General features: G+C 60.3%; 15 protein-coding genes. 13 read left to right on the forward strand and 2 right to left on the reverse strand.

Annotated elements, in window-relative coordinates:
• The first annotated feature begins 129 nt into the window (after positions 1–129).
• Both galE and GA0061100_RS14645 read left to right on the forward strand, forming a co-directional pair.
• Positions 130–1,113: a UDP-glucose 4-epimerase GalE gene (galE, locus tag GA0061100_RS14640; RefSeq protein WP_075853799.1), complete on the forward strand. Its 984-nt coding sequence runs from the start codon at positions 130–132 to the stop codon at positions 1,111–1,113.
• Positions 1,091–2,659 carry an alkaline phosphatase family protein gene (locus GA0061100_RS14645; RefSeq protein ID WP_075853442.1) on the forward strand — a complete coding sequence of 523 codons (1,569 nt, stop codon included), beginning with the start codon at positions 1,091–1,093 and terminating at the stop codon, positions 2,657–2,659. Before galE ends, GA0061100_RS14645 begins: the two co-directional genes overlap by 23 nt.
• Positions 2,660–2,730: 71 nt before the next feature.
• Here GA0061100_RS14645 and GA0061100_RS14650 read toward each other — a convergent pair whose 3' ends face one another.
• Complete coding sequence (locus GA0061100_RS14650) at positions 2,731–3,237, reverse strand: DUF1993 domain-containing protein (RefSeq protein ID WP_075853443.1); 507 nt, start codon at positions 3,235–3,237, stop codon at positions 2,731–2,733.
• 131 nt (positions 3,238–3,368) lie between these two features.
• Between GA0061100_RS14650 and GA0061100_RS34370 the strand changes: the two genes are divergently transcribed.
• The 11 genes from GA0061100_RS34370 (at position 3,369) to GA0061100_RS14700 (ending at position 14,084) form a co-directional block, all read left to right on the forward strand.
• On the forward strand, positions 3,369–3,572 hold the full coding sequence (locus GA0061100_RS34370; protein ID WP_143525436.1) for a hypothetical protein: 204 nt from the start codon (positions 3,369–3,371) through the stop codon (positions 3,570–3,572).
• 37 nt (positions 3,573–3,609) lie between these two features.
• Positions 3,610–4,536 carry a sugar ABC transporter substrate-binding protein gene (locus GA0061100_RS14655; protein WP_075853444.1) on the forward strand — a complete coding sequence of 309 codons (927 nt, stop codon included), beginning with the start codon at positions 3,610–3,612 and terminating at the stop codon, positions 4,534–4,536.
• A gap of 72 nt (positions 4,537–4,608) precedes the next feature.
• On the forward strand, positions 4,609–6,150 hold the full coding sequence (locus tag GA0061100_RS14660) for a sugar ABC transporter ATP-binding protein (RefSeq protein WP_075853445.1): 1,542 nt from the start codon (positions 4,609–4,611) through the stop codon (positions 6,148–6,150).
• Positions 6,151–6,182: 32 nt separating this feature from the next.
• Positions 6,183–7,208 (forward strand): ABC transporter permease, encoded by a 1,026-nt coding sequence (locus tag GA0061100_RS14665; RefSeq protein WP_075853446.1) that lies wholly within the window; start codon positions 6,183–6,185, stop codon positions 7,206–7,208.
• Between the two features lie 190 nt (positions 7,209–7,398).
• A complete protein-coding gene (locus tag GA0061100_RS14670) occupies positions 7,399–8,457 on the forward strand; it encodes a dipeptidase (protein WP_075853447.1) in 1,059 nt (352 codons plus the stop codon).
• Between the two features lie 47 nt (positions 8,458–8,504).
• Positions 8,505–10,145 carry an ABC transporter substrate-binding protein gene (locus tag GA0061100_RS14675; protein WP_075853448.1) on the forward strand — a complete coding sequence of 547 codons (1,641 nt, stop codon included), beginning with the start codon at positions 8,505–8,507 and terminating at the stop codon, positions 10,143–10,145.
• Between the two features lie 21 nt (positions 10,146–10,166).
• Positions 10,167–11,234, forward strand: coding sequence for an ABC transporter permease (locus tag GA0061100_RS14680; protein WP_075853449.1), 1,068 nt, complete (start codon positions 10,167–10,169; stop codon positions 11,232–11,234).
• Positions 11,231–12,157, forward strand: a complete 927-nt coding sequence (locus GA0061100_RS14685; protein ID WP_075853450.1) for an ABC transporter permease — start codon at positions 11,231–11,233, stop codon at positions 12,155–12,157. The genes GA0061100_RS14680 and GA0061100_RS14685 overlap by 4 nt, the downstream gene beginning before the upstream one ends.
• The gene (locus GA0061100_RS14690; protein ID WP_075853451.1) at positions 12,154–12,987 is read left to right on the forward strand and encodes an ABC transporter ATP-binding protein; all 834 of its coding nucleotides are present in this window, start codon (positions 12,154–12,156) and stop codon (positions 12,985–12,987) included. The genes GA0061100_RS14685 and GA0061100_RS14690 overlap by 4 nt, the downstream gene beginning before the upstream one ends.
• Positions 12,984–13,733 (forward strand): ABC transporter ATP-binding protein, encoded by a 750-nt coding sequence (locus GA0061100_RS14695; RefSeq protein ID WP_075853452.1) that lies wholly within the window; start codon positions 12,984–12,986, stop codon positions 13,731–13,733. The genes GA0061100_RS14690 and GA0061100_RS14695 overlap by 4 nt, the downstream gene beginning before the upstream one ends.
• Before the next feature lie 162 nt (positions 13,734–13,895).
• On the forward strand, positions 13,896–14,084 hold the full coding sequence (locus tag GA0061100_RS14700; protein ID WP_075853453.1) for a hypothetical protein: 189 nt from the start codon (positions 13,896–13,898) through the stop codon (positions 14,082–14,084).
• A gap of 81 nt (positions 14,085–14,165) precedes the next feature.
• On the opposite strand, the gene GA0061100_RS34865 is transcribed toward GA0061100_RS14700, so the two are convergent.
• Entirely contained in the window at positions 14,166–14,504 is a 339-nt protein-coding gene (locus GA0061100_RS34865; protein ID WP_167459828.1) for a hypothetical protein, read from the reverse strand.
• Between the last annotated feature and the right edge of the window lie 320 nt (positions 14,505–14,824).

The following is a 14,824-nucleotide window of genomic DNA, read 5'->3' on the forward strand; positions in this document are numbered from 1 at the left end:
TGAGACTACCAATCTTGCTCCTTTCTCCCGCCTTGCAAGTCGGCTACAGCTCTCTAAGTGTACGCGTCGGATCGAACTGATCCGCCGCGTCTGGGGCGGTAAATCCTTGTGAGTTAAGAAGGGATGGTCATGGCAGGAGAAACGGTGCTTGTGGTCGGCGGAGCCGGATATATCGGTTCGCACACATGTCTGGATCTGGCGAATAAGGGGTTCAAACCCGTCGTCTACGACAATTTCTCCAACGGTCATCGTGAGTTCGTCAAATGGGGTCCGGCAGAGGAAGGCGATATCCGCGATCGTGCGCGTCTCGATGAAGTCCTTGCCAAGCACAAGCCGGCCGCCATCCTGCATTTTGCCGCACTGATCGAGGTCGGTGAGTCGGTGAAGGATCCCGTCTCCTTCTATGAAAACAATGTCATCGGCACGCTGACCCTGCTTTCGGCAGCACAGGCGGCCGGCGTGAAGGCTTTCGTCTTTTCGTCCACCTGCGCGACCTATGGCCTGCCGCAGAGCGTGCCGCTTGATGAAAGCCACCAGCAGGTGCCGATCAACCCCTATGGCCGCACGAAATACATCGTCGAGCAGGCGCTTGCGGATTACGACCAGTACAAGGACCTGCGCTCCGTCGTGCTGCGCTATTTCAATGCCGCCGGCGCCGATTTCGAGGGCCGCATCGGCGAGTGGCATACGCCGGAAACCCATGCGATCCCGCTTGCCATCGATGCCGCCCTCGGTCGCCGCCAGGGCTTCAAGGTCTTCGGCAGTGACTATGATACGCGCGACGGCACCTGCGTGCGTGACTATATCCATGTGCTCGATCTTGCCGATGCGCATGTCCGCGCCGTGGAATATCTGCTTGATGGCGGCGATTCCGTCGCGCTCAATCTCGGCACAGGCACGGGTACGACCGTGAAGGAGCTGCTCGGCACGATCGAGACGGTGTCGAACCGGCCGTTCCCGGTCGAATATGTCGGCCGCCGCGAGGGCGATTCGACGACGCTCGTCGCCAACAACGACAAGGCCCGCGATATTCTCGGCTGGTCACCGCAATACGATCTGACCGAGATCATCCAATCCGCATGGAATTGGCATGCCAAATCCAACCAGCACTGAACCCTCCTCTTTGGTTGGTGTTGGGGGCAAGCGCCCGAACGTTCTGTTGATTTCGGCTGACCAGTGGCGGGGAGATTGCCTTTCCGCCGTCGGACATGAATGCGTGAAGACGCCCAATGTCGATGCGCTGGCAAAGGAAGGCGTGCTCTTTCGACGCCACTATGCCGGTACCGCGCCCTGCTCGCCGGCGCGGGCGACGCTCTATACCGGCCTTTATCAGATGAACCATCGCGTTTGCCGCAATGGTTCGCCGCTCGATGCCCGCTTCGACAATGTTGCGCTTGCGGCGCGCCGCGCCGGCTACGATCCGACGCTGTTCGGCTATACCGACACGGCGCCCGATCCGCGCGACCGCGATCCCCATGATCCGCATCTGACGACCTATGAAGGCGTGCTGCCCGGGTTTACGCCGCGACAGCTTCTGCCGGAGCATGAGAAGCAGTGGCTCTCCTGGCTGCGGTCACGCGGCCATGCCGATGCCGTCAGCCGCGATATCCATATTCCGCTCAGTGCCGAGCCCGGCGAAATTTCCAACAATGCGCCGGCCTATTCCAGGGACGAGACGCAGACGGCCTTTCTGGCGGGCGAGTTCATCCGCTGGCTTGGCGAGCAGGATCAGCCCTGGTTCGCGCATGTTTCCTTCCTGCGGCCGCATCCGCCTTTCTCGGTGCCGGAGCCCTATAACCGCATGTTCTCGACCGCCGATGGCCCGGCCTTTGCGCGCGCCGCCGACCGCGAGACGGAGATGGCGCTGCATCCCCTGCTCGCTTTCGGCCTGCCGCTGATCGGCAAGGGCGGCTTCATGTATGGCGGCAAAGGCTCCATCAACGAGTGGACGTCGGAGGATTTTTCGGCGATCCGCGCCATCTATTACGGGATGATCGCCGAGGTCGATGCGCAGCTTGGCCGGATCTGGCAGGCCTTGAAGGATGCCGGCGCCTGGGACGATACCGTCATCGTCTTCACGTCGGACCATGCCGAGATGATGGGCGATCACTGGATGCTCGGCAAGGGCGGCTTCTTCGACGGAAGCTATCATGTTCCCCTTGTCATTCGTGATCCCCGTCAGAGCGCCACGCATGGCCGGCAGGTGGCACGCTTCACCAGCGCCGCTGATATTTTCCCAAGCCTGTGTGACCGGCTGGGTGTCGCGCCGGCAAATCATGTCGATGGTGAAAGCCTGCTGTCGTTCCTCTCCGGCTCCGAACCGGAAGGCTGGCGTGATGCGGCCTTCTGGGAGTTCGATTTCCGCGATATTGCCGAGGGCATTCCCGAGCGGCATTTCGGCCTGCGGTCCAAGGCCTGCAATCTGGCCGTTATCCGCGATGAGCGTTTCAAATACGTCCATTGCGCGGGTCTTCCGCCGCTGCTCTTCGATCTTTCAAAGGATCCGGCGGAACTATCCAATGTCGCCGAGGACGGCGTTTACACGGCGATCAGGCTCGCCTACGCCGAAAAGCTTCTCTCGGTTCGGGCGGAGCATCTGGACCAGACGCTGGCCTATACGGAGCTGACGGAAAAAGGGCCGGTTTCGCTCCGGCCCTGAGTGGCTTCTGTCATTCGTTTTTGCGTAATTCCGGACGGAAAACCGCTGCGCGCTTTTCCTGGAATTGGTCCTTAGGCAAACGATCCGAGATAGTTCATCTTGCCGATGGACAGGCCGCGGCTGCGCAGGATGTCGTGTGCCGTGGTGACGTGGAAGAAGAAATTCGGCAGCGCGAATTTCGCCAGGTAGTCCTCGCCCTTGAAGACGATCTTGTTGCCTCCGGGCGAGATCGTCACTTCCCGCACATCGCTGCCTTCCATCGTTGCCGGCGTAACCGTCGCCAGGAAATCCTGCGTTTTCCTCAGACGCTCGCGCAGATCGGCGACAGTCGTTTCGGTGTCTTCGAAGCGCGGCGCATCGATGCCGGCAAGACGGGAAATGGTGAGCTTTGCAGTATCGGAGGCGCGCTGATACTGGCCGGAGAGCGGCAGCATGTCGTCGATCAGGCGGGCGGAAATGAGTTCCTCCGCCGCAACGCCTTTTTCAGCCGCATGGGCTTCGATCTTGTCGAGATAGGCCGAAAGGTTTTGGAGGCCGCGTTGGAAGACGGGGACCGAGAAACTGTACATCGAGGGCATGTGTGTTCTCCATTGCGGGCCGCGGCGCGGCCGGTTGGTCGTCTGCATTCTATTCCGTTCCCGTGTCGATGGAATAACCGTTCCACGGTGACGGGTGCCCGTATGTAGGTTTGATCATCCGATGTTGCAGTGTGAGCGGCAAGAAAACTCGTCTTCCCCGGCTCCAGCGATGCGCCCAGAATTTGCTGTTGACCTTTGCCCTGAAAAATGGAATGAATATTCCGCATAATGAATTTTACGGTTTGTTTGTTCCGTTTTTCGATGTGGCCGCCATGGGAGTGGCGGCCGAATTGAATAGAGGCCCCGCAGTCGAGACTGGGGGTTCCGGCATTTAGGAGGGGTGTGGCCGGGCACCTTATCTGGGAGGAAATCATGAAGAAATTTATCCTTGGCTCTGCGATGGCTCTTTTGCTCTCGACCGCTGCCCATGCCCAAACCATCGGCGTTTCGATGGCTCTGTTCGACGACAACTTTCTGACCGTTCTGCGCAACGGCATGCAGGACTACGCCAAGGACAAGGGCGTGACGCTGCAGGTCGAAGACGCCCAGAACGACATTGCCAAGCAGCAGAGCCAGATCCAGAACTTCATCGCCAGTAAGGTCGATGCCATCATCGTGAACCCGGTCGATACCGACGCGACGGCTGCCATTTCCAAGCTCGCAGCCGATGCCAAGATCCCGCTCGTCTATGTCAACCGCGAGCCGGCAAACGTCGACAGCCTTCCGGACAAGCAGGCTTTCGTTGCTTCGAACGAGCAGGAATCCGGTACGCTGGAAGCCAAGGAAGTCTGCCGCCTGCTGGGTGGCAAGGGCAAGGCCGTCATCATGATGGGCGAGCTTTCCAACCAGGCTGCCCGCATGCGCACCAAGGACGTCCATGACGTGGTAGCGACCGACGAGTGCAAGGGCATCCAGATCGTTCAGGAGCAGACCGCCAACTGGCAGCGCACGCAGGGCGCCGACCTGATGACCAACTGGCTCTCCAGCGGCCTCGAATTCGATGCTGTGATCTCTAACAACGACGAAATGGCGATCGGCGCCATCCAGGCGCTGAAGGCTTCCGGCAAGTCGCTCGACAAGATCATCGTTGCCGGCGTCGATGCCACGCAGGATGCGCTTGCCGCCATGCAGGCCGGCGACTTGAAGGTCACCGTATTCCAGGATGCCGCTGGCCAGGGCAAGGGCGCAGTCGATGCCGCGCTGAAGCTTGCCAAGGGCGATAAGATCGAGAAGAAGGTCTACATCCCCTTCCAGCTCGTCACGCCGACCAACGTCAAGGACTTCGTCAAGAAGAACTGATGACGAGAGTGATCGATGGGTGCGGGCTTAAAGCCCGCATCCTTTGAAATCCGATCTGCCCGGGAGGGAAAAATGGTTGTGAGCCCATCCACCATGGCGGCGGTACGCGCCAGCGGCGCTGTCCCCAATGCCGCCTATCTGCTGAGCGCGGAAGGCATCCGCAAGGAATTTCCCGGCGTGCTCGCCCTTGATGACGTTTCCTTCCACCTGAAGCGCGGAACGGTGCATGCGCTGATGGGTGAAAACGGCGCGGGCAAGTCGACGCTGATGAAGATCCTTGCCGGCATCTATATCCCCGACCAGGGCGAAGTGCGCCTCAAGGGCGTCGACATCCGGCTGAAGTCACCGCTCGACGCGCTGGAAAACGGCATCGCCATGATCCATCAGGAACTGAACCTGATGCCTTTCATGACTGTTGCTGAAAATATCTGGATTCGCCGCGAGCCGAAGAACCGTTTCGGTTTGGTCGACCATGCCGAGATGAGCCGCAAGACGGAGGAACTCTTCCAGCGCCTCAACATTGCCATCGATCCAGAAATCCAGGTGCGCGAGCTTTCGGTTGCGAGCCGGCAGATGGTCGAAATCGCCAAGGCGGTTTCCTATAATTCCGACGTGCTGATCATGGATGAGCCGACTTCGGCGCTGACCGAGCGCGAAGTGGCGCATCTCTTCCAGATTATCCGCGACCTGCGCGCCCAGGGCATCGGCATCGTCTACATCACTCACAAGATGAATGAGCTGTTCGAGATCGCCGACGAATTCTCGGTGTTCCGCGACGGCAAATATATCGGCACGCATGCTTCCACCGATGTGACCCGCGACGACATCATCCGCATGATGGTTGGCCGCGAAATCACGCAGATGTTCCCGAAGGAAGAGGTGCCGATCGGCGAGACGGTGCTGTCCGTCAAGGATTTGAGCCTCGATGGCGTCTTCTCCAATGTGTCCTTCGATGTCAGGGCTGGTGAAATTCTCGGCGTGGCCGGGCTCGTGGGATCGGGGCGGTCGAATGTCGCCGAAACCATCTTCGGCGTCACGCCGGCCTCGTCGGGCACGATCGAGCTTTTCGGCAAGAAGACCGAGATTTCCTCGCCGGCCGCAGCGATCCGCCACGGCATGGCGTTTCTGACCGAGGACCGCAAGGATACGGGCTGTCTTCTCATTCTCAGCGTGCTCGAGAACATGCAGGTGGCGGTGCTGCACGATAAGTTCGTGCGCGGCGGCTTCGTGCAGGAGGGCTCGATCGAGCAGGCCTGCGAGGAAATGGCAAGGAAGCTGCGCGTCAAGACGCCGAATCTCGACGAGCGGATCGAAAATCTTTCCGGCGGCAATCAGCAGAAAGCGCTGATCGGCCGGTGGATGCTCACCAATCCCCGCATTCTCATCCTGGACGAGCCGACGCGCGGCATCGATGTCGGCGCCAAGGCGGAAATCCACCGTCTCGTCACCGAAATGGCGCGCAACGGCGTCGCCGTTATCATGATCTCGTCGGAAATGCCCGAGGTGCTCGGCATGAGCGATCGCATCATGGTGATGCATGAAGGACGGGTGACCGGATTCCTGGATCGTGCGGACGCAACTCAAGTGAAGGTGATGGAACTGGCCGCGCAGTGACGCCGCCAATCGTCGCAAGGGAGGATTGAACCATGGTTAGCAAAGTTGCAGAGGCGACCGCCCCGGCAGTCACACGGCCAAGACGCCGTCGTGTGCCGCCTGAGCTCGGCATCTTCCTGGTGCTGATCGGCATCGCGCTCCTCTGTGAGATCCTCGGCTGGATCTTCGTCGGGCAGAGCTTCCTCATGAACCTCCAGCGCCTGAAGATCATGATCCTGCAGGTCTCGGTCATCGGCATCATCTCCGTCGGCGTGACGCAAGTCATCATAACAGGCGGTATCGACCTCTCATCCGGCTCCGTCGTCGGCCTGACGGCCATGGTCGCCGCGAGTTTTGCCCAGTCGTCGACCTGGGCGAGGGCCGTCTATCCCGCGCTGACCGACATGCCCTTCTTCGTGCCGATCGGCGTCGGCCTGCTGCTCGGGCTTCTGGCTGGCTATATCAACGGCCAGCTGATCACGAAGACGAAGATCCCTCCCTTCATCGCCACCCTCGGCATGATGGTTTCGGCCCGCGGCCTGTCGAAGCTTTATACCAAGGGCCAGCCGATTTCGGGCCTGACCGACCAGTTCAACTTCATCGGTTCGGGTATCTGGCCGGTTGTCGTCTTCCTCATCATCGCAGTCCTCTTCCACGTCGTGCTGCGCTACACGCGCTATGGCAAGTTCACCTATGCGATCGGCGCCAATGTGCAGGCTGCGCGCGTATCGGGCATCAATGTCGAGGCGCATCTGGTCAAGGTCTATGCCATTGCCGGGCTTCTGGCAGGTCTTGCCGGCATCATCACGGCCGCCCGCGTGCAGACGGCGCAGGCCGGTATGGGCGTCAACTATGAGCTGGATGCGATCGCGGCTGCCGTCATCGGTGGCACGTCGCTCACCGGCGGCGTCGGCCGCATCGCCGGTACCGTGATCGGCACCGTTATCCTCGGCGTGATGATCTCGGGCTTCACCTTCCTCAACGTCGATGCCTATTATCAGGAAATCGCCAAGGGCTTCATCATCGTCGCGGCTGTGGCCATCGACGTCTACCGCCAGAAGAAGCGGGCCAAGCGCTGAAATGCCCGACACATCGTCAGCGTTCTAATGCATATTCTCAAGGCGGGGTTTTACCCCGCCTTTTCCGTTTGAACGCGCCATTCCATGCAAATGCAAATTTTTTTCATTTGGGTATGGCGAATCCCGTCAGCTTTTCTATTCTGGCCGCTTTCCATGCGCTCCCCCGAGAGCGCCTCACCCAGGATAGACAATGCAAGCCGTATTCGATGGTCACAACGACGTTCTCTTGAGACTCTGGCATCACCAGCGCGACGGCGCGGATCCGATCGCCGAATTCAGGGACGGGACGTCCAGCGGCCATATCGACGCGCCTCGGGCGCGGGCCGGCGGCCTGGGCGGCGGTCTTTGCGCCATCTACATTCCTTCGGGCGATCTCGTCTTTGCCGATCCGGACAGCAACGGCCACTACGCTACGCCGCTCGCGGCCCCGCTGGAGCGGGCGCCGTCGCTCGATATCGCGCTGGAAATGGCGGCGATCGCGCTGCGGCTTGACCGCGCAGGCGCCTGGAAGCTTTGCCGCTCCACCGCTGATATCCGCGATTGCATGGAGAAAGGCATTTTCGCTGCCGTCATGCATATGGAAGGCTGCGAGGCGATCGATGCCGATCTGACCGCACTCGAAACCTTTTACGCGGCGGGCTTGCGCTCGCTCGGCCCGGTCTGGAGCCGCAACAACGTCTTCGCCCATGGCGTGCCCTTTGCCTATCCAAGCTCGCCCGATACCGGACCTGGCCTGACGGACGCCGGCTTTGCGTTGGTGCGGGAATGCAACCGCCTCGGCATCCTCGTCGATCTCGCCCATATCACCGAAAAGGGCTTCTGGGATGTAGCGAAGACTTCTGACCAACCGCTGGTCGCCAGCCACTCCAACGCGCATGCGCTGACGCCGGTCGCACGCAATCTCACCGACAAGCAGCTCGACGCCATCAAGGAAAGTCACGGCATCGTCGGTCTCAACTATGCGACGGCCATGCTGCGCGACGACGCGCGCTCGGATGCCGATACGCCGCTCGAGGCGATGGTGCGGCATGTTGATCATCTCGTCAGCCGCCTCGGCATCGATTGCGTCGGCCTCGGATCGGACTTCGACGGCGCCACGATCCCAGCCGAAATCGGCGATGCGGCCGGCAATCAAAACCTGATTGCCGCCCTTCGTGACGCTGGTTATGCTGAGGCCGATCTTGTAAAGCTGTGCAGGGAGAACTGGCTTCGCGTCCTGGCGTCCGCCTGGAAGGAAGGCAGCCGGTAACGTGCGTGCCGATATTGCGTAGAGTTTAAAAAAGGGGAATGAAAACAATGATGATTACCAGGATGAACCGCGGTTTCCGCGCACTTTCTGCCGGCGTGGCTCTCTCGCTTCTGCTGATGGCGGCGCCGAACGCATATGCTGCGACGCCCAAGGATACGCTGGTCGAAGGCTTCGCCTTCGATGACATACTGAGCATGGACCCGGCCGAGGCTTACGAACTGTCGGCTGCCGAAATCACCGGCAACACCTATAGCCTGCTCGTGCGCCTCGACATCAACGACACCTCGAAGATCAAGGGCGACCTTGCCGAGAGCTGGTCCGTCTCCGACGATCACCTGACCTATACGTTCAAGCTGAAGCCCGGCCTGAAGTTCGCTTCCGGCAATCCGATCACCGCCGAGGACGTTGCCTGGTCCTTCGAGCGCGTCGTCAAGCTCGACAAGAGCCCGGCCTTTATCATCACCCAGTTCGGCATTAACGGCGACAACGTGACGGAAAAGGCCAAGGCGACCGACGCGAACACCTTTACCTTCACCGTCGACAAGCCCTATGCGCCGAGCTTCGTGCTGAACTGCCTGACGGCGACTGTCGCCGAAGTGGTCGACAAGAAGCTGGTCCTGCAGCACGTGAAGCCGGCAACGCCGACCGCCGACTACAAATACGACAACGACTTCGGCAACAGCTGGCTGAAGACCGGCTTTGCCGGTTCCGGTCCGTTCAAGCTGCGCGAATGGCGTGCCAACGAAGCCGTCGTGCTGGAGCGCAACGACAACTACTACGGCGAAAAGGCCAAGCTGAACCGCGTCATCTATCGCTTCATGAAGGAAAGCTCGGCGCAGCGCCTGGCGCTGGAAAACGGCGATATCGACATCGCCCGTAACCTGTCGCCGACCGATCTTCAGGCAGTCGAGAAGAATGCACAGCTTGCTACGACCAGCGCGCCGAAGGGCACGATCTACTATATGAGCCTCAACCAGAAGAACGCCAATCTGGCCAAGCCGGAAGTGCAGCAGGCGTTCAAGTATCTGGTCGACTACGATGCCATCGGCAAGACGCTGATCAAGGGTATCGGCGAGATTCATCAGACCTTCGAACCGAAGGGCATGCTCGGCTCGCTGGATGAAAATCCGTTCAAGCTCGACGTTACCAAGGCCAAGGAATTGCTGGCCAAGGCAGGCCTGCCTGATGGCTTCTCGATCACCATGGACGTACGCAGCATCGAGCCGGATACGGGTATCGCAACCGCGATCCAGCAGACCCTCGGCCAGGCCGGCATCAAGGTGGAAATCATCCCTGGCGACGGCAAGCAGAAGCTGACCAAGTATCGTGCCCGCAATCACGACATCTACTTCGGCAACTGGGGTCCGGATTATTGGGATCCCCATTCCAACGCCGATACCTTCACCACGAACGACGACAATTCCGATACCAGCACCAACAAGACGCTCGTCTGGCGCAACACCTGGACCTCGCCTGAGCTGGAGAAGGAAGCCAAGGCTGCGCTCTTCGAAGGCGATGCGACCAAGCGCGGTGCCATGTATCAGGACATCCAGAAGAAATTCCTGGAAGCAAGCCCCTTCATCATCCTCTATCAGCAGACGGAAGTCGCCGGCTATCGCAAGGACGTGAAGGACTTCAAGCTTGGTCCGAGCTTCGACAACAACTTCGTCTGGCCGATCTCCAAGTGATAATCCGGCGGGATTAGTTCTTTGAGCACCGTCGAACGGAAAATGCAGGTGCGGCCCAAAAAGGGCCGTGCCGCTCCCTTCTTCATGGGTCTGCTGCGATTTCTGGTCGTAGCGGTCACGACCTATCTCGGCCTACTCGCCGTCACCTTCTTCATCGGGCGTGTCATCCCGATCGATCCGGCGCTGGCGATTGCCGGCGACCACGCGCCGCAGCAGGTGCTGGAGCGCCTGCATCGAGAGATGCACCTCGACCAACCGCTCTATCTGCAGTTCTATTATTATCTCTTGAGCGCGCTGAGCGGCGATTTCGGTACTTCGGTGCTGACGACCAATCCGGTCATGGACGACATCAAGCGCGTCTTTCCCGCGACGATGGAGCTTGCCACGGTCGGCACGATCATCGGTGCCGTGTTCGGGGTTCCCTTCGGCGTCCTTGCCGCCGTGCGCCGCAACAGCATCATCGACCAGATCGTCCGCGTCATCGGCCTCGTCGGCTATTCCGTGCCTGTCTTCTGGCTGGCCATGGTCTCGCTCGTCATCTTCTACGCGGAGCTGAACTGGGTCGCCTATCCCGGCCGCATCGATATCGCTTATGAATATACTTTCACGCCGATCACGGGCTTTTTCCTGCTCGACAGCGCGATGCAGGGGCAATGGGACGTCTTCTGGGACGTGTTCCGCCACATTATCCTGCCGGCATCGCTGCTCGGCTATTTCTCGCTCGCCTATATCAGCCGCATGACGCGCAGCTTCATGCTGAACGAGCTCGGCCAGGAATATATTGTCGCGGCTCGCGCCAAGGGACTTTCCGAGACGCGAGTGATCTGGGGCCATGCCCTTCGCAGTGCCGTCGTGCCGTTGATCACGGTGATCGCGCTTTCCTATGCCGGCCTGCTCGAGGGCTCCGTGCTGACGGAGATCGTGTTCTCCTGGCCGGGCATCGGCTTCTACATCACCAGCTCGCTGCGCAATGCCGACATGAATGCCGTTCTCGGCGGCACCATCGTCGTCGGCACGGTCTTCATCGGCATCAACCTGATTTCCGATCTTCTGTATCGGACGCTCGACCCAAGGACCCGACGTAAATGACTGTCGAGACCACCCAACCCAGCTTGAGGGACTGGCTGCTCTCCGACCGGCCACAGTCGCGCCGGCAGGCGAGACTAGGGCGCGCCTACGTCACCTGGAGGCAGTTCTCCGCCAATCGCCTGGCTGTGATCGGGCTTGCAATCATCATCGCGCTCGTGCTCGTGGCAGTGCTCGCCGATGTCATCGCGCCGCATTCGCCCGTGATCGGCGATCTCACAAATGCCTATCTGAAGCCGCCCGGCACGCCGGGCTATCTGCTCGGCACAGATGATCTCGGCCGCGATATCCTCTCGCGCCTCATCTACGGCTCGCGCTGGACGCTCTACATCGTCGTGCTCGTCGCTATCATCTCGGCGCCGATCGGGCTGATCATCGGCATGGTGTCGGGCTATATGGGCGGCTGGGTCGATGTGATCCTGATGCGCATCACCGATATCTTCCTTGCCTTTCCGAAGCTGGTGCTGGCGCTTGCCTTTGCGGGTGCACTCGGTGCGGGTATTGAGAATGCCATCATCGCCATCGCCATCACCTCCTGGCCGCCCTATGCGCGCCTAGCGCGGGCCGAAACGATGACGGTGCGACGCTCGGACTATATCGCCGCGGTCCAGCTCATGGGCGCCTCGCCCTTGCGCATCATCTTCCGCCACGTCATGCCGCTCTGCATTTCCTCGGTGATCGTCCGCGTCACGCTCGACATGGCGGGCGTGATCCTGACTGCCGCCGGCCTTGGCTTCCTTGGGCTTGGCGCGCAGCCGCCGTTGCCGGAATGGGGCGTGATGATTGCGACCGGCTTCAAATACTATCTTGACCAATGGTGGGTGGCGGCCATGCCCGGCATTGCGATCCTTATCGTCAGCCTCGGTTTCAACCTGCTCGGCGACGGCCTGCGTGACGCGCTCGACCCGAAGGAGAGCGGACAATGACAAGGCTTCTGACCGTGGACAATCTTCGGGTTCGCTATCCGACGCGCACGGGTGTTATCGACGCCGTGCGCGGCGTGTCCTTCACGCTCGGCCGCGAGCGGCTGGGCATCGTCGGCGAGAGTGGCTCCGGCAAGTCGCAGACCGGCCGCGCCATCATGGGGCTGACGCCGCCGCATGGCATCGTTACGGCCGACAAGCTTGACTTCAGCGGCATCGATCTTCTGTCGATCTCGGCTAGAGAGCGCCGGTCGCTGCGCGGCAAGCGCATCGCCATGGTGCTGCAGGACCCGAAATATTCGCTCGATCCTGTCATGACCATCGGCAAACAGATCACCGAAACCTTGCGAACGCATGAGAAGGTGAGCAAGGCTGAGGCTCGCGACCGCGCCCTTGCCATGCTCGAAGCCGTGCAGATCCGCGATCCCGGCCGTGTCTATGAGCTGCATCCGCACGAGGTTTCGGGCGGCATGGGCCAGCGCGTCATGATCGCCATGATGCTGATCGCCGGGCCGGAGCTTTTGATCGCCGACGAGCCGACCTCGGCGCTCGATGTGACGGTGCAGCTCGATGTGCTCAAGATCATGGACAAGCTCGTTTCGGAACGCGGCATGGGGCTGATTTTCGTCTCGCACGACCTGCGGCTGGTGTCGTCCTTCTGTGATCGCGTGATCGTCATGTATGCAGGTAAGGTCGTGGAAGAGCTCAAGGCTTCCGAATTGAACACTGCACAGCATCCCTACACGCGCGGTCTGCTGAACTGCATGCCCGTCATCGGCGAAAACAGGCATCCACTGCCGGTGCTCGACCGCAAGCCGGAGTGGGCGGCATGACGGCGGCACTTGCAGTTGATGGCCTCAGCGTCGTCTATGACGGTTACTATGCTCTCGATGCCGTCGGCGTCGAGGTCAACAAGGGCGAATCTTTCGGCCTGGTCGGCGAGTCCGGTTCGGGAAAATCGACATTGCTGCGGGCCGTCGCCGGCCTTGCACCCGTCACGGACGGAACGATCCGCGTCGACGGCGAGCTGCTGAAGGGGGCAAGGCGCAGCAAGGCCTTCTATCGCCAGGTGCAGATGGTGTTTCAGGACCCTTACGGCTCCCTGCATCCGCGCCAGACGATCGACCGGCTGCTGCTGGAGCCGCTCGCGATCCACGGGATCGGCGACACCGAAACCCGCATCGCCAGGGCGCTGGACGAAGTCGGTCTTGGGACCGGCTTTCGCTTCCGCTATCCGCATCAGCTGTCCGGCGGCCAGCGCCAGCGCGTCGCCATTGCCCGCGCGCTGATCGTCGAGCCGTCGATTCTGCTGCTCGACGAGCCGACCTCGGCACTCGATGCTTCGGTACAGGCCGAGGTGCTCAACCTGCTCGAACAGGTACGCAAGGATCGCAATCTGACCTTCGTGATGGTGAGCCACGATCTCGGCGTCATCACCCATATGTGCGTGCGCCTGGCCGTCATGCGCAACGGTGCGGTCGTCGAGCGGCTGACGGCGAAGGAGCTGGCGGCCGGCGACGTGAAGGAAGACTATACGCGCAATCTGATGGTCGCCAGCAAGGGGTTCGTCCGCGCCTGAGCGGACGGCTTTTGCCCTCCGAGGGGCGTTAACGAATGGACCGTTTAAACACGACCAATCGTATAGACTATTGACACCTGCCGCAATTCTGTCATGATCTCGTTAATGGCAGTTAACTTTCGTGATCCTGATCAAGGGGTCAGACGTTAAGTGGAGGCAGGCATGTTTTTCATGGGTGGCATGACCATGGGCTATCTTCATCCGCCGGTTCCGGCGAAACGGGAAGATGCACGGTCCGCTACTCTTTCTGATGAAAACAGCCGCCGCCAGACCGGACCTGCCGAAGAGCAGACGGTCGATACCAGCGCCATTGAGCGCAGTTTGATTTGGGCCCGCCGCATTCTTTGCTGATTAGGCGTTGCCGATCTTTCGGGTCCTCGACATCCAATGGTTTAATTTTTCTCGGCTCGCGTTCTGGACGGAAATTCATCTCTACCTAATTGATAGGAAATGTATGAATGTCCGTTCTGGGCTTGGCCCGGAAAACATATAAGAAACGAACGGAGGCAACACATGGCGAATTTGGGTATGTCGAATACGCATGTGAATCAGTTCGATGGTTCCAAGCGCGCCGCCAAGACGCGGCAAAAGATTCAAACGGCGATTCATGTCGTCCTGTTTTCGGCTGCATTCCTGTTCGTTGCGGCCATTGTTTGCGGCATCGTCGTTTAAGGCGACGTTTTGTTGAGTGGCGGCTTGTACTGCCGCTGATGTGAGGCCGATGCGGCCCATCTCCTGAAATTCGGGACGTTTGCGGCTCTGGTCGATCAAGACTGGCAGCTTGTTTTTCGCGCAGCTTCCGATCTCGTTTCGCTGGCATAGTTTCGCCGGGCAAAGAAAATTTGTCCGGCCGATGGAATATGCCGTGTGAAAACAGTAAACTTCACCCCCAAAACATGAGGAGGTTCACGAAGGCGATTGGCGCAGCCAAGCCTTGGTGATGCGGAGGGATCAAGCGATCTTTTGCGTTGAGCTTTCCGGGATCGGGAAAGGGGCCGTCTTTTGTGGCAGGCATGGGATTGGGCCAGATCGGTTTTGGCGTGCTGGCTTCGAGCCAGGCCATGCGCTGCCGTGAAAGCGATGCGCTCCGA

Source organism: Martinezella hainanensis (assembly GCF_900094555.1).
Taxonomy (GTDB): Bacteria; Pseudomonadota; Alphaproteobacteria; order Rhizobiales; family Rhizobiaceae; genus Rhizobium; species Rhizobium hainanense.

Excerpts from the sequence above, each read along its gene's own strand:
- galE (WP_075853799.1), top strand. The coding sequence starts at position 130 with ATGGCAGGAGAAACGGTGCTTGTGGTCGGCGGAGCCGGATATATCGGT.
- GA0061100_RS14645 (WP_075853442.1), top strand. The coding sequence starts at position 1,091 with ATGCCAAATCCAACCAGCACTGAACCCTCCTCTTTGGTTGGTGTTGGG.
- GA0061100_RS14650 (WP_075853443.1), bottom strand. The coding sequence starts at position 3,237 with ATGCCCTCGATGTACAGTTTCTCGGTCCCCGTCTTCCAACGCGGCCTC.
- GA0061100_RS14655 (WP_075853444.1), top strand. The coding sequence starts at position 3,610 with ATGAAGAAATTTATCCTTGGCTCTGCGATGGCTCTTTTGCTCTCGACC.
- GA0061100_RS14660 (WP_075853445.1), top strand. The coding sequence starts at position 4,609 with ATGGTTGTGAGCCCATCCACCATGGCGGCGGTACGCGCCAGCGGCGCT.
- GA0061100_RS14665 (WP_075853446.1), top strand. The coding sequence starts at position 6,183 with ATGGTTAGCAAAGTTGCAGAGGCGACCGCCCCGGCAGTCACACGGCCA.
- GA0061100_RS14670 (WP_075853447.1), top strand. The coding sequence starts at position 7,399 with ATGCAAGCCGTATTCGATGGTCACAACGACGTTCTCTTGAGACTCTGG.
- GA0061100_RS14675 (WP_075853448.1), top strand. The coding sequence starts at position 8,505 with ATGATGATTACCAGGATGAACCGCGGTTTCCGCGCACTTTCTGCCGGC.
- GA0061100_RS14685 (WP_075853450.1), top strand. The coding sequence starts at position 11,231 with ATGACTGTCGAGACCACCCAACCCAGCTTGAGGGACTGGCTGCTCTCC.
- GA0061100_RS14690 (WP_075853451.1), top strand. The coding sequence starts at position 12,154 with ATGACAAGGCTTCTGACCGTGGACAATCTTCGGGTTCGCTATCCGACG.
- GA0061100_RS14695 (WP_075853452.1), top strand. The coding sequence starts at position 12,984 with ATGACGGCGGCACTTGCAGTTGATGGCCTCAGCGTCGTCTATGACGGT.
- GA0061100_RS14700 (WP_075853453.1), top strand. The coding sequence starts at position 13,896 with ATGTTTTTCATGGGTGGCATGACCATGGGCTATCTTCATCCGCCGGTT.